Source organism: Sphingobacterium sp. UBA1498 (assembly GCF_002325125.1).
Lineage (GTDB): Bacteria > Bacteroidota > Bacteroidia > Sphingobacteriales > Sphingobacteriaceae > Sphingobacterium.
Map to the genome: position 1 here is coordinate 72,959 of NZ_DCRG01000004.1, position 23,838 is coordinate 96,796.

The window sequence follows — 23,838 nt, forward strand, 5'->3', positions numbered from 1 at the left end:
TAGGAATATTATCCATGCCAACGTTTACGGTACTCAGTTGGCGTCAAGGCCGTTTCTTTCAAAAAGAATGTACTAAAGTTATTAACGTCTGCATAACCGAGTTCCCAAGCAATCTGCTTAATACTGAGTGATGATTCGGTAATCAGCTTTTTACTCACTCGAAGCAACTCTTCGGTAATCAGTTCTTTTGGCGTAGCCCCCAGCAACTCTTTCGTTAAGTTAGTTAATTTTTTAGTTGCGATATTTAGCTCTTCAGCATAGAAAGCTACACGTTTTTCTTTTTTTACATACTGCTCCACCAACTCCTGAAAACGCCTTACGAGCTTAATATCTTCACTCTGTCCCACCAGTTCATCCGACTGTCTGTCTTCAGCATATATTGCCGCCAAGAGTACAATTTGCTTAACAATATTGTGAGCCAAATCGCGATATATCACCTGATTATAATTCTGCTTGGATAGCTTAAGTTGCATACCCACAAATTCATAGTAGGTCGCATATTCCATAGGCACACGCAGCACATGGTAGTTATATTCGTTTGTATTAAACGATTTGAAGTTCCTCAGAAACGCAGTATCAACCGCTGTACGGGCAAAAAAGCTTTCCGAAAAATAAATAATTAGAAAAGGTCGCGACTCATCTGGGTTAGCTTCAATTTTTATTCCCCTCGGAATCAAAACCAAACAGTATTCTTCAATTTCCGTAATCTGTTTATTAATCCGCATACTACAACCGCCCTTTGATACAAAAAGAACCACATAATTTTCTTTTGCTGTTGCATCCGTTACCTCCGAAGGCTCCTGCGCTACACCAATGACCCGCTGAACTCCAAATTCCATAATTATTATTTACTGCATATAAGGCCTGACAACCATTTCGTAATGCTGAAATAGGGAGCAATTTAGCAAATAAATCCCGAACACAAAAAAATGCATTTTCAAATCATGAAACGCATTTCAAGTACATTTGCTATATAACATCCCCCTGAAACATCTTCCTAAGCAGGCAATCACTAACTACATTTAGAAAACTACAAAAGGTGTAGCTACAGCAAGAAACAAGTAATGGTTAAAATTGGTTTTGACATGCAGATATATCCGCAAATTGTTTCCTAACCAACTAATCTATCAAGCAAACCTATCACCGCCCCCATCCTTATTTTGCACGACTTGTATTAGCCAGGATATAGAGACCTATATGCATGATAATTTAAAAGATAAACACTTGTAAAATGAACAAAAAAGTAACGAAACCTCCAAAAATCAGCGAATCTAAGGTGAATTTCAAAAAGTATAATGGCACAGAACGACTATTGTTCTAACACGCATAATAATAAGCAAAAAAGAAAAACAGATTGGTTGTCAATACAATTTTTCCTAAAATGAAATAATACAGAAAAGAATATAAACCATTTAAATTTAAATCAAAAACTATATTATTTTATAAAATAACAACTAAATAACAAAAATTACATAATAAAAAAACACAAACAGTTAAGTTAAGTGATAAAAAACGCGTATTTATACTTTTTCAAGAAAAATAAAAAACGACCTAAAAATATCAATAAAAGAAATACATTTCTACAATTACAGAAAAAAAAAGCTCAAAGCGTTTAAAAAAGCATTAATGTTAAAACAAATTAATTACAGAAAAACAAATAGGTTAAAATAAATCAACAAAGCTCCAAACAAAACATTAAAACAAGTTGTTCAATGGAAAGTTAGCATATAGAAAGCTAGCCATATCTGTTTAAAACGAAGACATATTGCCTTAAAACAATAATTTATCACAAATAACAGATACATACATAACGATGAAGAAAGTTGTTTTATTGCACAACCAACAGAGATTTATAAAAAGTTTACAATTTTTTTTTGCACAAGTTGATATTAAGTCGTAATATTACAATTCAATTCAAAAAAAGTATAACTAACATATAAGCAATTAAAGTATTAACAATTAAATTAGAAACCAAAAAAACAGAAAAATAACTAGAAATACCCAGGCTAGAATAGCAATATAATTGCCTATACGCAAAGGCAAGCTCTTAGATCCTAGGCATTTCTGAAGATATCAGGGTTAAATTGTCCATTAAATTTAAACCCGCACTGACAATAGTGCGGAATATCCAAATAATATCATCATGAATAAGAACGCAAAAAAAATGTACGTAGCTCCGTCCATTAAAGAGCACGTAGTTGAACTTGAGCAAGGCATTGCTGCAGGTTCTCAGGCACAACCAGGTTCAACACCACAAACCGACGGTTGGGGAGCAGGTCCAGACGGTACTACTACCGGAGAGGGTGCTTAACGTATGATCATCACATTACTTAACAACACGAAAAAGCACTAAAATGAGATTTCATCTGACTAAAAGAGCTCACTGGGTTGTTGCGATGGCAATGCTAGCAATCCCCGGTACATTAATCACGAGTTGCTCCAAGGACAACAAGACTGAAAATGTCGACAACAAGACAAATGTCCTCACTGTCGCGGTGGGAGGCATCAAAACCAGCGGCAATGATGGCACAGTAAAAGTTGGCTCGGCGAAACCGAGCACAACGACGAGCAAAATCCATTCATTTTCCGATGTAGACATGGTTGTTTCCACTGACAACAATTTACCAACCATTACCAATGATGCGATAGCGGTAAAGCGATCTGGCGGATTAGCCGCGGATGTCGCCCCTGGCGCCACTGAAAATATGGTATCAGGTACAAAATATGTTGTCTATATCTATTCGGGAACAACGCTGGTTACAGCCAAACAGCTGGTAGCAGGTACAGCAGGTACTATCGAAGGGCTTAATTCCGCCACATCTTATACATGGATAGCCCTTTCTTACAACACTTCAGATAACGATCAACCTGCACTTACACCAACAAATGGATCGATTGCCCTTGCACAAAATAAAGATGTGCTTTATGCTTCCGGAACAGTAAATCTGGCGACTAATTCAAACATCAATATCCAATTCAGCCATAAGTTTTCACGTATCGGAATTGAATTGAACACCAAAGGGGTTTTTGGTAATATCACAGGTAATCCTACAGTCAATGTTACCGGATTAAACTTAGCCACAGGTAGCATTGCATTGCTTGATGGAACTATCACAGCAGGCGCGAGCTTCACCCCAACGTTAACTTACGCTAACTTTACAAACATCGATCCGGCATTTAATGATTCAAAAATTGCTTACGTGTATACAGCATCTACTGCTGCACAAAATGCAATTAATGTACAAGTCCAAAATTTAAACATTAGCCATGTCGACGGAAGCCTAGCTCGCACCTATTTTGCTACCGCTTCTAACTTCCCCTTTTCGGTAACACCGCAACTAGGAAACAGTCATCGCTTGTTGTTGAACGTGGTGGAATCTCCATTAGTCACAAATTACGGGGGCCGAACTGTAAAATGGGCGCGGTCTAACCTGTTTTACAGAGGCAACAATGGCAATGGTCGCAACTACGCGTTCTATGCAAATAATCAATTGACGGCTAGGGCTAATGGATATTTCGCTTTTGGAAGTATTGTTCCCGGACAATTTGCGACGACCACCACCAATAATGGTGATCCTTGCGCCTTGGTATATCCCGCAGGTCTCTGGAAACAACCTTCTAAAGCAGACTTTACCAATATGGTTCGCGGGGATATTGAAGTAAATCAACTCACGGGTGCATTAGGAGGCCTGGGCCAGGTGGTTGATGCAACAGGAGTTACAGGACTTGCAAATATAATTACGAACCTGTTGACAAATGCAACATCTTCGCTGGTAAATACTGCAGCGCCGAATTCATCTTTAACACCATCTAGTCCATACAATTACGGTCAATACACACTAGCATCTGGCGCAAATGGAGCTCCTACTTCAGGATCCAATGCCTTTGGCGACGTAAATAGCGCTTCTAATAGATTGCGCTTCTACTACAATGGTGAGATATCAAATGTCAATATCTTGCCCCTACTTGGAAACGGAGGTTTAGCAAATGTTGGTTTGAATGATCTTAGTGTTGATATTGCAAACTTCCAAGTGGCAAACTTGAATCTACCCTTACTTGATAGTTACGGCAGAGCAACAACGCTTTGGACAAATGAACAAGGTACAAATATCGTCGGCTTAGTAGGCGCGGGCACCTGGGGATATTATGGTAATGCCGGCCGGGGATTAACATTGATTCCACTGGCATTAGGTACTAGATTCCATATGGCAAACAATACAGGACAACTTCTCAATGGTGTGAGTGCATTAGGAGCAAATGTATTGAGTACATCATTTAAGAATGTTCGCTGCGTACGCACAAACTAAAAATTATAAGCATATAATAATTTTTGAAGCTTCGGCAACCAGACAAAGACGGCTAGAAATTCTAGCCGTCTTTTTTTTGAAAAATGTAGTACTTAAACTACTTGGCAAATTTTCACATGATTTTAGCATTTTTTAACAGGAGCAATTCCATATTATTTTTTTAAATTTGGGCCATCAAGTCATTTTTTTTGCGTTCGACTTGATAATATTAATGGATAGAATGGGGCGAAGGCGTTCGCCCCATTTATTTTTCACCAACCTGTACAGCACCTGCCTTTACATACATCCAACTGATCAAATTCTAAATACAAAATACCCCAAGCAGAAAACTTTTCCCTAATGAAATTATAACTTTTCTTAGGGAAATCTAGCGGTTAAATAAATTTTAGCCCAGCTACATCTAATCACTCGCACGAATTTCATCTATAGCAAAAAGCGGCTTACGATGCCTAGAACCTTCAAACCAAGATGGAAATTCTTGTGAAAAAGAAAGTTTTACCTTTAAAAAACGTGCAGGTTGCGTTTTCAATCCAAATGAAACGGGGTAACAAATTGGACCTTCACGGATTACACTGGAATCGATCTTATGTGTTCCGATGCGCACATAAGATATATTATCGTTTGAACTCTCCACCTTTACTTCATCCGGCAGAAAAAGATAATGTGCTGGATCCAACAGAAAATTAAGATGAACCTGCGCGGGCTGTGTTTCCCGCGAGAAAGGAAAGATAATTTCCACATCCTTGCCATCAAACAAGAGCCAATTGTAATTGTAATCGATCGTACCAGATAGTCCATCATTCAATGTTATTTTTCCGTTAGCGGGGAAATCCTGCAAAAATAGCGGTTTGAAAAAGGGATGTACACCCTGCAGCAAGGACGGCAGATAGGGTTTATCTAATAGTGTTAACCATTGCTTCCGATATTGATCGAGGCTGCCGTTGACTTCAGCCAACTCGACAGCTCCACCGCGAAGTGCACAGTCCAAAAACAGATCAATCCGCTTAATCCAGTTGGGATTGACGATCCATTGACCATCGGCTTTGCTGGTTAAAAAGCCGAGCGGATGATCACCATATGCCTTTGCCTGCTCCAAAGAAGCATATTCTAACCCTAGAGTAATCAAATCGATTCGACTTAAAAATTTTGGATCTCCAATTACAGCTTTCCGCCCGTCCTCTAAGAGATCTTTATACATTCTCATCTTTTCCGGCCCTAGATATCCACGGCGAGAAAGAATCGGGTTACCGTATATATCGAGAGTCGAGCGACTCGTATTTCGTGCATTCAATAGCTGATTGAGATACTTTTTAACACTTTTTGTAGCTGGACCATAATACCCCTCCAGAAAATCATTTTCAACCTCAATCGGATCCAGCTCAGGATTCCACAGACTCTTAGCCTGCACATAACTCGCATACGCAGACATATCACCCAGCGTATGTCCTGATCCGTGCTCAAAAACACCTTTCACACCATGCTGATTCATAAAGGCAATATTGGACTGATAATGATCGTACATCGGAAAAGGATTTAAATACGCTGTAAATTGCGTAGTATAATCCCACACAAAAATATTAGAAGAAATTTTTGACCAGTCGTTGAGCTGCCTCCGAAAAGATGTAGCTGTGGGATTATCCCCCAACCCCCGCTCCCGCGTTGCATCTATGGTACTCAACATCACATAAACATTGGAAGATGGCCTTGTAATTTTGGGAGCTTCTGCAGTATAGCCATAGGCTAACGTTGTAAAATACCTGTCCGGAAATTGGGCTGCCACTCCATTCACGAATCGGATCAGCGTACCCTGAGGCCCTCCCTCCTCCTGATCAACCTTTGTACAGCGATCACAGGTACAGTAACCTTTTCCATCCATTGGCGCTATAGACCAATAGACCGCATCAGGGTTATCGGCAATGGCCTGACGTAAATAATTGATTGCAATTTTCTGCACTTCATGATTTGTTAGGCAGAGTTGCGTTGCACTACGCTTTCCATTTGTGAAAGCGAAAAATTCAGGGTGTTGACGAAAATACTTTTCTGGTGGTATAATTTTAAAAAATGAATGTCCCCATAAACCCCACAGATCTTCAAATCGATGCAAATGATGCCAATCCAAGTATTCACCATCGGCAGAAGCCGGATAATAGGATTCCCGATAACGTAGTGGCGGCTCATAGCAAAAATGGAAATTCAGAGGAAGCGACAGGTTCGACCGCTTAGGAACCCAAGCTGGCCCTTGATCATATTTCCGTGCACCAAACTGTTTTTCAATAAGCTCATATACACCATAAAGTAAACCTTTCCCTGAACCTCCTGTTAGGTAAATCTGACCTTCCCGAACAATAATTTCAAAACCTTCCCGACCAAGCACAACCTTCTTTCCCATCGCCTCCTGATAAAAAGTATTCCCTATATATACTACGTGTTTTTTCGTCCCAGAAGGGCTCGACAATATCGCTAACTCTGCGCCAGTAATTCGTTTGACATAATCCTGTAGTACCTGCGCAGCTTTACGCTCCAAAACTGAGGGATGCTCAGAAATAACAATTTCAGTTTCAGCTTTCCTATCCCGTACAATGTCCAGTTGCTGTGCCATACAGCTGCTGATTAAAAACACAGCAACAACAATGAACAAGCTCAGTCTATAATTCGTATCTTTCATCATTTGTCATTAAACTAAACAACAAAATCTTCCGCCCGCTTGTCCATAACAACACAGTGCACAAAAGAAGCTATCGTATCAAGCACCATGCGCAGCCGGCGCAAGTTTTCATAATAAGGTATTCCAAACCGGAGCAAATGCCCAGATTGCCCCTCTATAATACAATGCTTAATGCATTTTATATGGATTTCTTTCTTTCTCAAAAATTCGTATAGCGGATAAGGATCATAAGCGGACAAAAACAGACATACGACCGGAGATACATCATCACCCTTAAAACAATGCGTAATGTCTGCATCGTTCAGAATACTGTCAAGCTCACTTTTAAAATAAGTCGCCAGATAGGTACTACGATCGAAAATAGCTTTTGGTCCAATTTCCCCATAACGCTTTAGACTTTTCCTCAACCTTTCATACAATAAGAAATCCTGCCCCCCTGGAATACTGAAGCCATGTGTTTGCGGATGTTCAAAAAGATGCTGCTTATTCCAGTATAAAGCGCCCAGCCAACGTGCAAATTCCTCTTTGAACCAAGCTAAGCCTCCTCCCAAAGGACCGTGTAGCCATTTATGTGTACTTCCGATCAACACATCAGCATCCCCAAAAGGAAGTTGCTGAATACCCAATGACTGAGCAATATCAAGAATTAGAATTGCATTCGGGACAACCCTTTTTATACTGCTCAGACGCTGCTTATCCTGCATCAGTTGTCCTGTAGGATAATAGACATGCGACAAGAAAACGACATCTGGTTTCATCTCGTGCAAAAATCGCTCAAATTCCGCAGCATCATTAAGGATAACATCAGATACATAAGTGAGCTGATATTCTGGCAATTGTTCAAAGGGGCCAATCCCCCCCGGATGTTCATGCTCACTCGTCAGTACCTGAAAACTTCCCTTCCCATCCACTCGAAGTCTTCGTAAAAGCGCCAATGCCAATAAATTCATCATCTGAGATGTGCTAGAAGTCACATTACAGCGATATCCATCAGATGGAAACAATTGCGCACATTCATCTTGTATGGAATCAAAAGCTTCCCTTCCCAAAGCATATAAAGCGAGTGGACTACCATTGACCTGATAACTAATCGTTTCGAGCTGATCCTGAGGCAAGGTAGCCAGGCAGCCCGGATTCAGATTTACCTTGGTCGAAGGAAATATATTCACTCTGATCTGATCCCAATACGCTTCATCCGCTATTTTTTTTGCCAGACCTTGCGTTTCGGAACAACAATTTCGCCCATAAACATGTTCGTTCCAGGATCTATGCGGTGTAAAATGATGCGATTGAAGCCTATTATTATACTGTTGCAAAAGACAGATGGATTGTTCAATTACCGTAGGAAAATTGCTATGATATAAACTACTTCCCTGCAAGCTTGTTTCAATCGTATATACAGCCTTTTTAACAGCACTTTCTCCCCGAAGATCAGCTACAAAAGAAATCGCAGGATCCAAACCCATAGCCCCAGCGATGTCACCAATATCCTGGGCAAGTTCAAGAATGGAATAGTGCGTTTCTGTAACATGATTCACCACACGGTGCTCGCCCAGCGATGGAATATCTTTCACAAATCGGGCCAGCGAGTTAACCGCATCGGTCAGAGCCATCAGCCCTGTACGTTGCTTTCCACTTCCGTATACTGTCATCGGAGCCCCAGAAGCTGCCTGCGCGATAAAACGGTTGGCTACAGTCCCAAATATCGGATCATAATCAAAACGAGTAAATAGATCTGGCGAAGCATCCATTTCTGCCGTTAACAGACCAAAAACTGTTGCTTGCATTACCTCGGTGATACGAAGCCCCCAGGTACGTGCAGCCATTGCCACATAATTTGAATCATTGATTTTCGAAACATGATAAATATCATTGGCCGCTCTGGGGTAAGGCAATGGCGTGGAAGCAAGCTGTCCTTTATAACCCGGCTTAAAGTACCCCTCAGCTATTGGTAACCCACCCTTAGCATATTCGCCAAAAGACCCAAGCTTAATGATATGCGCTTCCGGAACATATTCACGTACTGCCCAAAGCAGACGCATATTACCTTCTTCATTGTTTCGTATCGTGTAAAGCGCTTGTTGTAACCCCAACATCGAGTAACTGGCCGAACACTGTTGAGCCAAGTGATAGATCGTATGCGGTCTTTCGCGACGAATCAGATCCGTCAATTCATCCGTACAAACATCAATATGCACACCGCACATGTTCCCTAAACCGTACTTTCGGCCAAATGCTTCAATACGACTGGAAAGGTCTCCAATCTGCAGCCAAGGACCAAATCCCAGATGGGCAACCGTGCTTTTGCGCCAGCCATTATCTAGCAATATAATTTTTTGGTCAGGATGATGCAGGGCAACTTTCATGGCCAACGGCCAACCCAAGTACCCTTCGGCACCTAAAATTAAAATTGTACCATTCATTGTTCAATTATCGGCTAGAGTTAAAATTTCACCTGTAAAGCCAACAGTAGATCATATTGATTACGGAATGTTGCCGTACCAATTTTTTGACTCGTATAAGTACCATTGAGACCTAAGGAAGTGCGATAGTTTATCGTACGCCTATACCCTGCCCCTAAACTTCGGCTCATAACACCACCCAATTCAGGTAATAGAATAAGCCTGCTTCTGTCATCAGGCGACGTTCCCATTCCAAAATTTGCCTGTAATAAATCAGCCTCAGTAAGCTCATATTTTGCGCCAGCCTGAAAAGCTAGGTAAAAATCCTTCTCTTCCTTGATGGCAAATATTCTTGCATTTAGCAGAAAAGGGGCAAAACTTTTACTCACACCCGCCACAAGGGATAAAGCTTTGACCTCCACAACTTCGAGAAAACGAGTACCAATCTCCCCTTCAAAACCTTTTCCCAACTGCCGGTAAAGCGAGTAGGCTAACCTATATTTAGGAAGCAACACATTGTTGGAAATACCGATCGAAGCCTTCCAGTAAAGCAATTTACTCGCCGTATATGTCAGGTCTCCCTCGCCCATAATTCCCGTACCCGATTGCCTTCCTGTGAATAATAGCTGTGCACCATAACTTATTTTTGGCGACAAACGACGGGTGTAATATAAAGTTGCAATACGGTAAGCAGGAGGCGCCGGATTATCATCAACACCCGAAAAGGAGCTGTTCAGCAAAGAAAGTCCAAAAGCGTGCTGCATAGTCTTACTGCGCAAAAAAGCAGCATATTCCCTATGTTTTCGCTGATCGAAGCGCTTGGAAAGGGTGTCGGCATACTGAGCAGCCTCAGCAAATCGCCCTAAACTATCAAGTACAATTACCTTTTTTAGTAGAAAAGGTTCGGCATATTCAAAACGCTGTAACGCCGTATCCACACAACGCAGGGCATACGCAAAATCTCCTTTTCCCATCAACAGACCTATTTTATTCATGTGGGCGAGCGAATCTGTCCGGTTCCCCTCCAGCACGCGGTTGTAACAGAAAATCGCGCTATCGACCAATGCCTTTTTTTGAAAAACCAATCCAGCCGCCATCCAGGCGTCCTGTACCATACCACGATATTTTTGATTGTAGGGATATTCTGTCCGAAGCATGGTGGCAACCTCAGCAGCTGCCATATACTGTGCACTGTTGTAGAGTATAGAAGCTTTCTTCTGAAGAAAGTCACGGTCACCCGGATAACTTTGCAGGGACCGCTGGACAACGAGCAAAGCTTCCGGATAGCGTCGTCTAAGGTCAAGAATATTAGACAGGTAGTGTAGGGCTTCTTTATTATCAGGATCTTCACCCAGCAGTTGGCGAAGATGCGTTTCCGCTTCACCGTACTCCTCAACGAGTATACAGGCATTGGCTGCGGCCAACTGTTGTTCCAGGTAAAGTGATTTAAGTTTCGAATTCTCGGGATATCGGACGTACAATTTTTCACTTAAAGCCACAGCTTGTTGTATTTTACCGGACTGCGCCAGAAAACCGGCCTTTTTCAACTGCAAATCGATATCGTTGGGATAATAACTGATCGCTTGGTCCAGCTCCCGCAAGGCCTCCGCCATATTATTTTGAACAAGGAGCGCCGAAATACGTCCTTGCAGAGCAGCCATATTCTTAGGTTCCAGCCCAAGCGTACGATCATAGTAAACCATGGCGCTATCCGCTTGTTGCTGTTGCAGGTAATAATGACCACAGGCGTTGATCATCTGTATGGCTTCCGACCGGAAAGCTTTATCGCTATTGTTTCCATAAAGCTTAACAGCAATATCTGCCGCGGCTTGATAACGGTGCAACTGATATTCGAAATCCATTTTTCGACGTAGCAGTACACGATCACCTATATTTCGTTGTAAGGCACGGTCTACCCAATACAGCGCCTGCGTCGTCTCCCCACGAGAAGCAGCAATGCCAACTACCTTTTCCAAGGCTTCGCGATCTCCCGGATTCTGATCCAAAATCGACTGGTAAAGCGCATAAGTATCCGTATTCTGATAATAACCAGCGGCTTCTTTTCGTAAACTATTGTTGAGGTCAAGGGCTTTTTTATCTTTAGGATAATAGCGTAAGATCACGCGAAGCACATCTAAAGCCTCAGCATAACGATGTGATTCCTGTAATAGGCTGAGCTTTTGAAATAGCGCATTGTACGATTTACTGTCGCTGTTCAATAGCGCATTTACCCTGGCAATACGAGCGTCGTAGTCGCCACCCTGAGATACAAGGTTGTTCATTTTTTCAATGAGATCAGTATTCTTTGGTGCAAGCTCGAGCGCCTTTTCATAATAAGAATTGGCCAGATTATCCATTCTATTCCCTTTATACCAGTCCGCTTTTGCTTCATAATGCCCTGCCATCGCGAGCCTTACGTTCCGATCAGTCGGAAACCGCCGCATAAGCACCTCCGCCCAAGAGTCTCCATCCTGATAGCGCTTGAGCATATCCAATATATTGAGCTTTTTGATTCCGAAATCTTTGTTGGCAGCAAAACGCGACAATCCCATTTCGACGTACCGCAAGGCTTCCCCAGGTCTATTTTTCGATAAATAAGAACCAATGATATAATAATATACATCTTCATATCCAGGCGACGCGCGCAGTACCAGCTGTGCCGTACGAATGGACTGATCATAGCGTTTCTGGGCCATATAAATACGAGCAAGTTGAACCTGCGCATCAATATGCGCCGGATTTAGCTTTATTGCATCTTCCAGTGACTTTAATGCCTTATGCTGTTGGGAAGATTTAATTTCTATAACAGCCTGTTGGTACAATTTTTCGGCACGTACAGAATTCCAGGTCTGTGCTCGCAACAACTGAGTCGACAGTAGCAAAAGAATAAAAATAGGATAACGGAAATTCATGGTAGCTTAAACTTGATTTTTGACGGTCGATTTTTGGTTTGCAAAACCTTTACGCTGCATATTCCCCCATACCAGCTTTTGTCGGAACATCGACTGAATATAGCCTTTGATACTAAAAAAAACGATGAGCGGATGATAAATAAACGGCTCGGCAAATGCCGTGAGGCAAAGTCCAATCACCTCACCTGTATTCCGATAATGCCTTTCAATTAATTGATCCCACAGCACAGCAATCGAACTTACCAGTACAGAAAACATATAAAGAAAAGCCAGTAATGTAAATGTATTTTCCCAATTAATCGCACCGATAACAATAAGATAGATGTAAAACAATAATCCCAATACTTCGAATATAGGCGCCAAAAATTCAAATAAAAAGTTGTAAGGAAAGACGATAAGACCGAGCCTTTTAAATTTAAAATTAAACAAAACATGCCGATGAAGCAGCATGATCTGGATCAGTCCCCGTGCCCAGCGTACACGTTGCCGGCTAAAAACCGGTAAGGTTTGGGGACCTTCAGTCCAACAAAGTGAGACCGGAATATAGCGAATTGCATATTTGTGATTATTCTGTATCATATAAACACTCATGCGGGTCACCATATCAATGTCTTCCGCAAATGAACGTGGATCATACCCACCAACCTTAACCGCAATATGTTTATCAAAAAGACCAAGTCCCCCCGAAACATTTGGAACACAATTAATTGAACTCCAAGCCATTTTAGAAAGCAGGTAAGCCCGAATGTATTCCAGCTCCTGAAAACGTGGGAGCACCTTATGGGGCGGTTTAAAACGGGTGATCACACCATTATCCACTTCAGAAGAATTGATCATTCGCAAGGGTGCACCCACTGCAATGACACGGCGTTGATTGTTCTCCACATGGATATACCCCGTATCGGGAATTACCTGAATGTCTTTTAAGCGGCTCCGGCTCTTTTCGTCTAAAATGGGGCGCATAAGCCTGGAAAGAGTATCTTCATGCAGAATGCAATCCACATCTGTACAGAGAAAATAATCAAATTTTGAGGCATTGATACCTGCATTCGAAGCGTCTGCTTTGCCTTTTCCATTCGCCTTATCAATGACTAGCAGCTTTTCATAAGCGCGCTCAGTAGAGCGAAAAAAACGCTTCACAGTTTTCGTCTTGATCTTTTCATTGTAGGGCAGATCTACCTCCCTAAGTTCAAAATGCGCCACCAACTTCTCCAAGGTATCATCCGTGCTACCGTCATTAACAATAATGACTTCGTACAAAGGATAATTCAGATGCATTAACGCATAAACATTATCTATGATCGTCAAACCCTCGTTGTAAGCCGGGGCAATGACCGAAATCCCGGGCGAGAGTGGACTCGAAATCACATTTTGCGTATAATGCTCTCTATTTTTACGCCTATACAGCATAATTCCCTTATACGATAGCACCGCCATGATGACGTAGATCACCATGGTCAGGCTACTGTAGGAAAATATAAAAAGTTGGAAAACGTCAATTATGTCTTGGATCATATCGTATAAGTTATTGTTCGTGCAGATAATAGTTTAGAATACGCTGTTTGCGGGAAGGCAAATTGAGCGGATTCCATACCAATTGATTGTTGCGAACTAACCGGGCGAGTATTGCCGCAACATGATTTTCGATTTCAAAATCAAAGGCCGACTGAAATTGTTCCGTCAGAAATTCCATCGCTCGTGGCGTCCGGAACATGCCAAGTGAAAACAGGATTTCGCACTGGCAGTCTACCGGCTGATTAGGATACATTTTTATCAGTATTTCTTGTGTATGCACAGCTCTTAAATGTCCCAGCGCATTGATGGCATGCGAGCGCAAGCTATGATCGTTCACATTCAGCAAACCTTCAATACTATCGATAGCCTCCACACTCTGCTCGTGTGCCGCAAGCTTCATACAACAAATAACAACCGTTTTATTGCGCGAATAACGGATCCAATTTGCAAAGTTTGATTTTACCGTATCGCGGGATTGTTCGAGAATCCGAAAAAATCCAATCAATTCCCAGATACTCAATGGATCCCGAACTTCATCAAAAAAGCGAAAAGGTTCATTTTTACTAAAACGCATAAATGCGCTTCGGGCTGCAGAACGCAGCTCAGACACTTCACTCAGATTGAATCGGAGAATATCAATGTCCGAAATCGCATAGTCCATAAGCGTCAGTTCGTGTAACCCCTGAACATTGCGGTACCATTTCCGCGATTTCATCTTTTGGAGCGAATCCAGATTCAGCCCAAGTAAAACATAAATGCGATGCAGCATCAGCGCATTTGTTCCGGCCACATGCCATCGAAGCCGGATCAAGGTATCAATTAGGGTTTGACGGTTCCCTTTGTCCATCAGCGCAAGCTCATCCAAAACGGACTGGTCAATGGACACCTGTACACTTTCTGTGCCCATTTCCTGGATAAACTGCGGCAAGATACGATCTTCAATCAGCTGGTCCAGCTTATCCTGACGACGCTGTGCTTTTGCTGTTCGAAAACGAAGAATCATAATCACTGCATAAGCAACAAAAGTTCCAATAAAGGAAGTGACCACAATCCCCTGAATTACTGCAATAAATGTTTGGTCTACCGTCATACCTTAGTTTTCAGCTAGGGCTACACGTGTTTGGATATTCCCAATATCAATACCCATCGGCAGTTTGGACTGATCCTGAATGTAACGCATGGAGTTCAGCAGATAACCCTTGACAGCCAGCGACTCTGGATGCTCGACAATTTTAACCCCTGCAATATCGCCAAACTCTTCCAAAATGCAGTCGATCAGATCGCCATAGTGGGCACCGCCCCCACATAAAAATATGCGATTTGATTTAGCGAGGTTTCTATCATTGACCACCTCTCCTAAAGCGGGTGAAACAATTTCAGCATAATACGTCTGTATAGCTTTTTTACGCAATTCTTGCAAATCATACTTTCTGCGGTTGATATAGAGATAGCCATTTCGAAAAGCCTCATCAAGTTGCTGCATGCTCTGGAAGGATAAATCATGAGTCTGCTGAAGTTGTTCGCGTAGTATATTAACAGCATAATGCATCCCCGGAGCACTTCCCATAGCATTTTCCACCACGCCCTCATCTGTACTCAACCCTGTTTCCAATGTCCCAAAGCCAAAGCTAAAAATAAAAAAAGCACCCCTTTCACAGCTTTCACCTCTGCGCAGGGCTACCATACAGCTCACAATCTCAGGCAATACATCCACCTGTGTAACATCTATCGGCAACGTGCCAGATCCCTCCTCACCATACACTCCAGGATCCGACTGGATGATATGCTTTCCACGAAGCGTTTGTTCTGCAGTTTCCCGATACAGGCGGTAGGTACTATTGGGCAGGCCTACGGTAACCATCAGCGGGGTGTTGGCACTCACACCGCTCGACAAAATTGCTGCTTTAAAAAGCAATTGGCATTCCAATGAGTCCGGAGATGCATTTAATGGCCTCCTTGGGCTGTTCCCTTCGTTTAGGGCCAATTTACCACATATATACCATTGCTCGCCCATCCTTATTTTTAATCCCGTCAATAGCGAGTTGGCCGTATTTACCAATGGTGAATTGGTCGCCTGCATCAGGCTTGAGAAAGACTGTATTGTATACATATAATTTTTCGTATATAAGCGTTATTTTACCACCATCTTCTACCTGAAGTCACCTGTGCTTTCGGCTCAAAAGCAAGCAGAACATGCGGCTCTGTAGCGACATCTATAGCTAAAGTTTCTTCCTTCGCCACAAATTCAGCCACAAAAAGCTCACTCATGACAGCTTCTTGCGCATCCAACCGCTCCTGTACATGAACGAAATCCTGCTCTGCCAGAAGCTCCAATACAGGAGCTAACTCTTGCACATTTACTATATCTTGTACATTTCCTGATACGGGCACATCCATTAGTTCTTGCGCTTCATCACAAGTTTCCAACCTTATTTGATTCACCTCGGTCGATTTGTAGCACATCTCAGGTGCAGGAATGACCTCCGGATCTCCCCCCATGATATGCTTCACCCGCTCGAGTAGTTTGCCCACCACGAGTGGCTTTTTAAAACAGTCTTCCCGCACAATCTCCAGCCCTTCACGGATATGAAGGTAGCTCATGTTCGATGTGATAATTGTCCGCGTCCGAGGAGATTCTTTCATCACCTTATTGATAATCTCATACCCGTTTGCATATTGCATATGCATTTCGGTAATGATAATATCATACTGATAATCCCGCGCTTCCAAAAGAGCGAATGCTTCCTTTCCATTCGCAGCAGAATCCAGCTGAAATGCTTCGTTAGAAAAAACATTGGAAATTATTTTTCGCATAAGCAGATCGCTATCTGCATGCAATACCGAAAACACCCTGGTTTGCTTAGGTTTGACATCATGAATTTGCATACTTTTAATTAAATAGATTAAGTTGCTTTAAAATGGCATCACAAACTTAAAAATACAAGCAAAGTATTTACCTACCCATTCGGGTGGTTTTTCAGAAAAAAATAACCGTCAAATTGGCTTATTATATTTCAGCATAAGCTCGGACCTACTGTTGACTTGTAATTTTCCATAGATATTTCTAATGTGAAATTTTACCGTATCCACGCTTATGAACGCAGTTTCAGCAACTTTTTTATAGGTATATCCTTGTTGCAACAGAGAAACAATTTCGATCTCACGCGGAGTAAGCTGTTCCCGATGCCGATAATCAATTTTATGGTCGAGTGCAGGGTTAAAATGGGAAATTACAAGCCGAGCCACCTGCGGACTCATCACAGAGCCTCCTTTCATCACTTCCACCAACAATTGTTCCATCTCAGGTAAAGGCGTACTTTTAAGCAGATAACCGGACGCACCCGCACAAAGTGCCTGAAAGATATGTTCCTTATCATCAAACACAGTAAACATGACCACCTGTATATGCGGAAACTTACGCTTTATATACCAAGTCACTTCGATACCACTTTTATTCGGTAATCCAATATCACAAAGCAACACATCCAAACATTCAGGACTCCAGGCGGCATACACCAGCTCATCAAATTCACGGGCAGCAATCAATAGATCAAATTGCGTATTATTATCATCAAAATAAGAACGTAATGATTCAAGTACCGGCATACGGTCTTCAATGATAGCTAATCTAAATTTTGTGTTCGGCATAAGAATAATATCAGTATATATGAGTTGAATAACTTACTTTTTTTTTATGCCATCCACTACAAACCACAGACTAAACAATAGAAAGCAAAAGCTTACCCACACCAGCTTATCCAGGCTCTTAAGAATATAGGCTTCCTGACTGCTGTTAAAAATAATAGCCAATACCATACTACATTGAAGCAAAAGATAGGTACTGTATACACAATTAAAAATCAGCACTTCTCTTTTTACTGCTTTAGAAGCGGCATCAGAAATATAGTACATCCGCCATTGCCCGATAGCATAGGCTATCGCGAGTGCAAATCGTAACATATAATGTAATTGCTGATCTACAAAACCATAGTGGTGCTTAAAACCCAAAGGGATATCCTCCACAAGCATCTTGAGCAGTTGCTTCTGTTCCGCTACAGGTGCTAGTGCATAAGGGATGATATCAACCAATCCAAAGAAAAATGGCAATAAATGCAGGATCCAAAATTTCGGCAAAGTTGCGTTCGTCGTAAATTTGAGCCAAACATAGAAATAAAAACAAGGCCCCACCAAGTAGTAAAAAGGAATACCTTTGTTATAAATTCGCGGATAATATTGAATTTCTCCGGTATAGATCATGCAATAAATCAACACATGCCAGATCAAGGCCATCACACCCACGCAGAGCAGCAACTCCCCCACCTCCCGGTATTTGATGAAGCGAAAAAGACGGAATAATAGGCCTGATGCACAAAACAATCCCCCAAGCATAGCAAAGCCTAAACTTATCCAGAATTGAGGATTATGCTGCATCATATCAATTAAATAGGTTAAAAAAAAGTTTTTTCACATTCAGCTTCGCAACTAATTGCAGATGATAATAGCTGCCGCTCCTTTCCACATCTAATTTAGCACCTATAGCCTCAGACCGGCGTTTCATGTTGGATATCCCCTGACCACGCCGAGGGTACCTCGTATCCGATGCAGCTCCCCCCGTAAATTGCAGGGTATTGGAAAGTCTTAAAATCAGCTGATGAGCATCAATTTTTAAAAATACATCCACTTTCCCCTCGGGACTGTGCTTAGATATATTATGTAAAGCCTCTTTAAATATAAGGTATACATTCTGCCGAACATATTGGGGCAGTTGTCCAGCACTGTGCAAGTTGATATCAAATTGTACATCCACATCTTGCATGGGTAAAATCTGCGAGACCAAAAACCTCATCCGGTCTTCTAAACTTCCTGCGCTATTATTGCGTGAGTCTATCGCCCAGATTACATCGTCCATCGTCTGAACCGCTTCCCGGCTATAAACTGCAATTTTTTCCAAAGACCGATGTCGACCTCCAATCTGCTGATCCATCGTCATCAGATCTGTCTGCATAGCGATTCCAGTAAGCAAGCCTCCAACCTCATCATGCAAATCGCGTGCAAGTTCCAGCCGTAGCTTTTTGTCTCTCTTGAGTTGGGATGATCGCATAATGGCAAGAATATAAAGTAGGACTCCAAGCCCCAAAGTAATCAGCACATAGAAAAGCTGTGTCTCATAAAAATTCGGCTTTTTATAAAAAAGCCATCGTTTGCTTTTCACACTGAGCCCATTGTCACTTACCGTCTTTACGTCAAGTTCATACTCCCCTGTTTTCAGATCGGAAAGACTGATTTCCCCCGATGCCGACAATTCCTGATAGGATTTTATGAGGGGGCGAAGGCGAAAGTAAATTTTGTAATTTTGCTTATAAGCATCTATTTTGGCTATCCGGAGGTTGACAAATTCAATTTGCTTGTCTAACAGCACAGTATCCTGACCAGCATTTGGAGTATATGAACGAATGATATTGCTCGAGCCACTACCCATAGAAATTGTACCCAATACCGGTTGCGGTACAGTTTGCTGCTTCAAACTATACAAAAATTGCTGAGGTCTAATGGAAATGCATCCCAATACCCCACCGATAAACAACTGTCCATTCGGTCTATCTTCTAATATGGAAGGCTGATTGAACTCCTCAAATGGAAGACCGTGCATGGCATAAGCATTATAAAAATTTTTACCGTCCCAAACCGACAAGCCCCTGAATGTTCCCAAAAATAGTAAGTCATCTACCCAAGCCATATTATAGACCACATTATGTGCCAGACCAATACGCATGTTGTAGTTGTCAACCTGACCCGTAATAGCATCAATCGCTACAAGCCCTTTTCCTTTCGTTGCCAGATAGACCTTGTTGTGCCGAAAGGAATGGCTATATACCTGGATTTTCTCACGCTTATTCGGATAGATTTTACGTAGTCCACCCGCTAAATATTCAAAATAACCATTTTCAGTAGTGAAGGAGATGATTTGTCCCCGTAGCTGAATGGAATTGATCCGCTCACCCATGCCGACCAGCTTTCCCATTTTATCCCTTAACGGACTCACAATTCCCGTATCCCGATCATAAACCCAAATCCCACAGGATGTCCCCACCAGATAGTTGCCATCCCGATATTGACAGAGGCTGTACACCATGGTGGACAAGTCCTCGATAACGCCCTTGGCTTTTTTATAATATAAAGAGCTAAATTTTCCGTGCACCAACAAACCAAGAAAATTACCCTCCAGTCCTACTAGCGTCGTATCGCGGCTCAAAGGCAGGAAAGCATAATAATTATTCAACGGAGCCGATTCATGAATAGCGAAGTCATTCAGTGTAAAATATTTCAACGGCCCATAGCCACCCACATAATACACATGCTGCTGTTTGACAATTGATCTAGCCGTACCAGTGTTCCAATAGTTCAGGTCGAAAGCAATTCTTGTCAGGCTATACAAGCCATGCTCCGTAGCACAAAGGCCCTCATGATCATGGAAATCAAGCTGATTGAGTTTAGACTTAAACAGATCCTTACGGATAGCGTGCCGATCTTGACGCAAAGCAGTCATTTCTTGGTTGTTTTTAAACTCAAAATAACGGCCGTCACCAAAAACGAATATAATCTTTTCCCCATCTGCAAACGACCAGTGCGCCCAATCGCGCATGTCGCCTGTATGGAGCCCTTTCAGATGAGTTTTAGCAAAATGCTGCCCGTCAAAAGTCATGTAACCTAAACCATAATTCCGCAACAACAGCCCATTTTGCAATAAAAAAATATCATCTAAGCCCTGATATACCGTTTTAGGCATTTGAAAACGCTGCGTTTCACCCTTTTTTAAGTCTACACAATAAAGTGAGCTGTTGTAAGCAAACCAAAGCCTATTTTCATCGGCGAGCATACAGTGCCCCACCGGCCGCCGCAACTCCGATAATGCAGGTTTAAATTCTAGAACTTTCCGTTTCTTAAAACCGATAATCTGCCAGACAACCCCCGATCGGGTGGCCACATAAAGAGTATTACCCTTGTTAAAAATGGCGATAACATGCTCCCCGCACAATCCTTTTGAAAACGCATTTTGCCTGATAAATTGCCATTGCTGGGTATCAAAGATAAACAGACCATCCCGCGTCTCCAACCACAGCCTCCCACGATTATCAGCGGTAAGTTTGTTCACCTCTGTAAAAGCTAACGGCCCTATATAAAGTTCATGGAAAGGCTTTATTGCAACACCATCATATCGATAAAGAACACTTCCGGCAACAAACCAGATAAACCCCTGCTTATCGCGACTCGCGGACTCGATATTACGGTGAAAGGGATCGACTCCTGAAATAATTTCAATTTCATGATAGCCCGATGCCCATGCCATATTAAACACAGGCATAGCAAAATAAGTGCTTAACAGCAATAGAATTTTGAGCGCTTTTTCAAACACAATAGACTAAGTTCAATAATATGGACAAATCAAATATAGCTATTTTGAAAATAATTATATATTAATAATCGATATAAAATTTTCCTCCAAAGAGATTTTAAAAATCTGTAGAAATAACAAAATCAGAGCTAATGATGGTTATAATACCCAGAATCTTTTCACAATAGGGAATTTACACACGATAATCCCCAATTTTTACACGCTGTTATTCATTTAATTCAACTAGCTTTGTCCATTAGTTTTCAAAACATGCCACATTAGACCCTAGTGTACCTATTGAACTTATTGACTAAATAGTATTATAATACGCTCTTGAGATAAAATTGCAGAGAAAAGATTAAGTATGGGAAAAATATCAGATCAGCAATTAGCAGAATTAATTTCAAAAAGAATACTTGAAATTATTGATTTAACTGGATTGACGATAGAAAGCCTAGCAAGCTTTGCAAACGTTTCCACATCCACGATTAGGAGTGCTTACCGCAAAACGAGCTCGCTATCCGTAGACAGTCTTTCAAAAATCTGCACGCCATTTGCTATTAGCCTTACAGACTTTTTTGATCCAGCTTTATCTTTAAAAATCGAAGAAGAAAACCTGTCCCATTTAAAGCGACTTAAACAGGCTTACACAGCGAGTACAGAATTAAAACACTTAAAATTACCGATGGATGAAAGGGTTAATCGAAGCGAATACCATCGCAAGCAGCGTGATTTAATTGCCAAGATCGTCCACGAATCAGACTATTTTGATAGCCCAAAGACAATTGATGCAATGATCATTGATTTCAGAAAAGATTATCAGATGACCTTCACGACTGACAGATTGTACGCCTTACTTTTGAAACATTTAGGCAGTGGGCTGCTCGACAAAAAGGCTTTACCGAAAGTAACTCAAAGAATGCCCGCCAGTAAACGTCCTTACCTCTACTTTAAAAAAGAGTCGAAAAAGCAAGAATAGATTCCCCTAATTAAATCTGACGAAAGGAAAGCGGATTGTTCCCTGTCTGTCTTTTAAAAAAATTGCGAAAATTCGACTCATCCGAGAAACCCATTTCATAAGAAATCTGAGATATCGATAGATCAGTATGCTGTATATAGCGCAATGCCTGCTGAGTCACCACAGTAGATATCACACATTTAGCCGATTTGCCGGTAACTGACAAACACAGTTCCGTCAACTTCCGTGGCGAAAGATGTAGACGGTCTGCATAATATTGTACACTGGTATATTCGCGGTAGTGCTTATGCAGCAGAATCGAAAATCTGTTAAATAACTGAATGGAAGGAGTTTCTACAGATGACGTCGATGTATTCAACGTTAACATTTTTTGATACCCATCCAGTAACAACGATTCAAAGCAGTGATGCGCAATCATCATATCCACTCCACAATCCGCAGCACATTCCTTCAAACGCTCCACGATGAGTCGCTTAAAAACCAGATCCGATCTGCATTCACGCATAGACAGAAAAGGATAATTTCCAAAAAATAATCCCGAATGTAGTATTTCTGTATCAGCTTTGGACCTTTCGTAAAAATCTGCGGTGAACCACAGCAAATATCCGTCAGCAGCATTAGCTTCAGCAAGCTCAACTTCGTATTGTGGTCCGATAAATATGAGTTCGTTTGCATCAAAATCATATAACATGGGACAAATTTTTATACGGACAGGCAAACAGGTTCGAATGATTGAAAATACCGACGCATTGTGTAGCCTTTTAGTTTGCTCACCACGATACTCAGCGAGATGAAGCACATCAAACTGTCGCTCTTCTTTTCCTATAATTGGCTTACAAAATTCCATTTCCTAAATAAATTTTTCTCAAAATCAATAATATCCAGATTTTCACAGAGCATGGTATAATGATAGATGGATGTTAACATTTTTCGGGGAGATTGTTTTGAAAAGACAAGCTTGACGCCACTATCCAGAAATCTCTTTTTTTCATCTGCACTTTCGCTAGCAGAATAGCCAAATAAACGAATCATCGGATATCGACGTCGTAATAAACGAGCCGTTTCCATACCATCCATCTCCGGCATATGCAAATCCAGAATGCATACATCTGGGTGATCGATACTCTTATCAAGGAAATGAACCAGCTCCTTCCCATTGTGACAAGAATATAACATCTCATAATTTCCCATTTCCCTGGCCAAATGTTCAATTACTTTTAGGTGCAACACATTATCATCTACAAATGCAAGTTTTAGTTTCTTGTCCATGGAGGTAATTGTTACTTTATAAATTTGACGCCTTATAATCTATACTTTGGCTGTACTTTGCTCTACTATTGAAATACATGTTTATCGTCTTGTCAAAACTTTCCTGTACAATTAAAAGCATCTCAATTTTCGGCGCGACATATCTCGGTTTACTGTTCATATTTCGGTCTATTAATTTATTCAACAAGCTTATATGAGCTATTTTAATTGTAAATTATTAGTCTAATTCAGACTAGAAAAAAAACATTACAATCTGATTACAAATAAGATACGTGGAAAACTTTTTGATTTTCAACGTGTATTTTATACAATTAAAAACATTCAATGACCAAATGGTTATTTTAAAGGCATATCTTGTAATTAGTTAAAAAAAAATAGTTATATTTGAATAGATAG

The 23,838-nt window shown here is 41.3% G+C and carries 16 protein-coding genes; 3 read left to right on the forward strand and 13 right to left on the reverse strand.

Translation table 11 applies throughout. The features are described 5' to 3' along the window. Positions 1-8: 8 nt before the first annotated feature. Positions 9-839: a helix-turn-helix domain-containing protein gene (locus B3139_RS03270; protein WP_209579388.1), complete on the reverse strand. Its 831-nt coding sequence runs from the start codon at positions 837-839 to the stop codon at positions 9-11. 1,304 nt (positions 840-2,143) lie between these two features. On the opposite strand from B3139_RS03270, the gene B3139_RS03275 reads away from it, so the two are divergent. Continuing rightward, positions 2,144-2,311 carry a hypothetical protein gene (locus B3139_RS03275; protein ID WP_209579387.1) on the forward strand — a complete coding sequence of 56 codons (168 nt, stop codon included), beginning with the start codon at positions 2,144-2,146 and terminating at the stop codon, positions 2,309-2,311. A gap of 43 nt (positions 2,312-2,354) precedes the next feature. After that, complete coding sequence (locus B3139_RS03280; protein ID WP_293879724.1) at positions 2,355-4,307, forward strand: fimbrillin family protein; 1,953 nt, start codon at positions 2,355-2,357, stop codon at positions 4,305-4,307. Between the two features lie 400 nt (positions 4,308-4,707). Here B3139_RS03280 and B3139_RS03285 read toward each other — a convergent pair whose 3' ends face one another. The 10 genes from B3139_RS03285 to B3139_RS03330 all read right to left on the reverse strand — a co-directional run bounded on the left by B3139_RS03285 (position 4,708) and on the right by B3139_RS03330 (position 21,215). Further along, complete coding sequence (locus tag B3139_RS03285) at positions 4,708-6,975, reverse strand: DUF4838 domain-containing protein (protein WP_293879726.1); 2,268 nt, start codon at positions 6,973-6,975, stop codon at positions 4,708-4,710. An 11-nt stretch (positions 6,976-6,986) separates the two neighbouring features. Then, the gene (locus B3139_RS03290; RefSeq protein WP_293879728.1) at positions 6,987-9,395 is read right to left on the reverse strand and encodes an aminotransferase class V-fold PLP-dependent enzyme; all 2,409 of its coding nucleotides are present in this window, start codon (positions 9,393-9,395) and stop codon (positions 6,987-6,989) included. Positions 9,396-9,415: 20 nt separating this feature from the next. After that, positions 9,416-12,286 (reverse strand): tetratricopeptide repeat protein, encoded by a 2,871-nt coding sequence (locus B3139_RS03295; protein WP_293879730.1) that lies wholly within the window; start codon positions 12,284-12,286, stop codon positions 9,416-9,418. 6 nt (positions 12,287-12,292) lie between these two features. Next, a complete protein-coding gene (locus tag B3139_RS03300) occupies positions 12,293-13,801 on the reverse strand; it encodes a glycosyltransferase family 2 protein (protein ID WP_293879732.1) in 1,509 nt (502 codons plus the stop codon). Between the two features lie 10 nt (positions 13,802-13,811). Beyond that, positions 13,812-14,891: a HEAT repeat domain-containing protein gene (locus tag B3139_RS03305; RefSeq protein ID WP_209579381.1), complete on the reverse strand. Its 1,080-nt coding sequence runs from the start codon at positions 14,889-14,891 to the stop codon at positions 13,812-13,814. Positions 14,892-14,894: 3 nt separating this feature from the next. Continuing rightward, positions 14,895-15,911, reverse strand: a complete 1,017-nt coding sequence (locus tag B3139_RS03310; protein WP_209579380.1) for a ParM/StbA family protein — start codon at positions 15,909-15,911, stop codon at positions 14,895-14,897. A 26-nt stretch (positions 15,912-15,937) separates the two neighbouring features. Next, entirely contained in the window at positions 15,938-16,687 is a 750-nt protein-coding gene (locus tag B3139_RS03315) for a response regulator (protein ID WP_293879735.1), read from the reverse strand. Positions 16,688-16,795: 108 nt separating this feature from the next. Then, positions 16,796-17,449, reverse strand: a complete 654-nt coding sequence (locus B3139_RS03320; protein WP_209579378.1) for a response regulator — start codon at positions 17,447-17,449, stop codon at positions 16,796-16,798. Positions 17,450-17,482: 33 nt separating this feature from the next. Then, positions 17,483-18,235 (reverse strand): hypothetical protein, encoded by a 753-nt coding sequence (locus tag B3139_RS03325; RefSeq protein ID WP_293879739.1) that lies wholly within the window; start codon positions 18,233-18,235, stop codon positions 17,483-17,485. A 1-nt stretch (position 18,236) separates the two neighbouring features. After that, a complete protein-coding gene (locus B3139_RS03330; protein WP_293879741.1) occupies positions 18,237-21,215 on the reverse strand; it encodes a sensor histidine kinase in 2,979 nt (992 codons plus the stop codon). Positions 21,216-21,558: 343 nt separating this feature from the next. On the opposite strand from B3139_RS03330, the gene B3139_RS03335 reads away from it, so the two are divergent. Continuing rightward, the gene (locus B3139_RS03335; RefSeq protein ID WP_293879743.1) at positions 21,559-22,173 is read left to right on the forward strand and encodes a helix-turn-helix domain-containing protein; all 615 of its coding nucleotides are present in this window, start codon (positions 21,559-21,561) and stop codon (positions 22,171-22,173) included. A gap of 10 nt (positions 22,174-22,183) precedes the next feature. Here the strand turns inward: B3139_RS03335 and B3139_RS03340 are convergent, their stop codons facing one another. Both B3139_RS03340 and B3139_RS03345 read right to left on the reverse strand, forming a co-directional pair. Continuing rightward, positions 22,184-23,020 (reverse strand): helix-turn-helix domain-containing protein, encoded by an 837-nt coding sequence (locus tag B3139_RS03340; protein WP_293879745.1) that lies wholly within the window; start codon positions 23,018-23,020, stop codon positions 22,184-22,186. Then, a complete protein-coding gene (locus B3139_RS03345; RefSeq protein WP_209579373.1) occupies positions 22,996-23,442 on the reverse strand; it encodes a response regulator in 447 nt (148 codons plus the stop codon). Before B3139_RS03345 ends, B3139_RS03340 begins: the two co-directional genes overlap by 25 nt. Positions 23,443-23,838: the final 396 nt, after the last annotated feature.

Bases quoted from the DNA above. Each gene is read 5' to 3' on its own strand.
- B3139_RS03305 (WP_209579381.1), bottom strand. From the start codon at position 14,891: ATGACGGTAGACCAAACATTTATTGCAGTAATTCAGGGGATTGTGGTC.
- B3139_RS03310 (WP_209579380.1), bottom strand. From the start codon at position 15,911: ATGTATACAATACAGTCTTTCTCAAGCCTGATGCAGGCGACCAATTCA.
- B3139_RS03325 (WP_293879739.1), bottom strand. From the start codon at position 18,235: ATGATGCAGCATAATCCTCAATTCTGGATAAGTTTAGGCTTTGCTATG.
- B3139_RS03280 (WP_293879724.1), top strand. From the start codon at position 2,355: ATGAGATTTCATCTGACTAAAAGAGCTCACTGGGTTGTTGCGATGGCA.
- B3139_RS03340 (WP_293879745.1), bottom strand. From the start codon at position 23,020: ATGGAATTTTGTAAGCCAATTATAGGAAAAGAAGAGCGACAGTTTGAT.
- B3139_RS03320 (WP_209579378.1), bottom strand. From the start codon at position 17,449: ATGCCGAACACAAAATTTAGATTAGCTATCATTGAAGACCGTATGCCG.
- B3139_RS03300 (WP_293879732.1), bottom strand. From the start codon at position 13,801: ATGATCCAAGACATAATTGACGTTTTCCAACTTTTTATATTTTCCTAC.
- B3139_RS03285 (WP_293879726.1), bottom strand. From the start codon at position 6,975: ATGATGAAAGATACGAATTATAGACTGAGCTTGTTCATTGTTGTTGCT.
- B3139_RS03295 (WP_293879730.1), bottom strand. From the start codon at position 12,286: ATGAATTTCCGTTATCCTATTTTTATTCTTTTGCTACTGTCGACTCAG.
- B3139_RS03335 (WP_293879743.1), top strand. From the start codon at position 21,559: ATGGGAAAAATATCAGATCAGCAATTAGCAGAATTAATTTCAAAAAGA.
- B3139_RS03345 (WP_209579373.1), bottom strand. From the start codon at position 23,442: ATGGACAAGAAACTAAAACTTGCATTTGTAGATGATAATGTGTTGCAC.
- B3139_RS03270 (WP_209579388.1), bottom strand. From the start codon at position 839: ATGGAATTTGGAGTTCAGCGGGTCATTGGTGTAGCGCAGGAGCCTTCG.
- B3139_RS03290 (WP_293879728.1), bottom strand. From the start codon at position 9,395: ATGAATGGTACAATTTTAATTTTAGGTGCCGAAGGGTACTTGGGTTGG.
- B3139_RS03275 (WP_209579387.1), top strand. From the start codon at position 2,144: ATGAATAAGAACGCAAAAAAAATGTACGTAGCTCCGTCCATTAAAGAG.
- B3139_RS03315 (WP_293879735.1), bottom strand. From the start codon at position 16,687: ATGCAAATTCATGATGTCAAACCTAAGCAAACCAGGGTGTTTTCGGTA.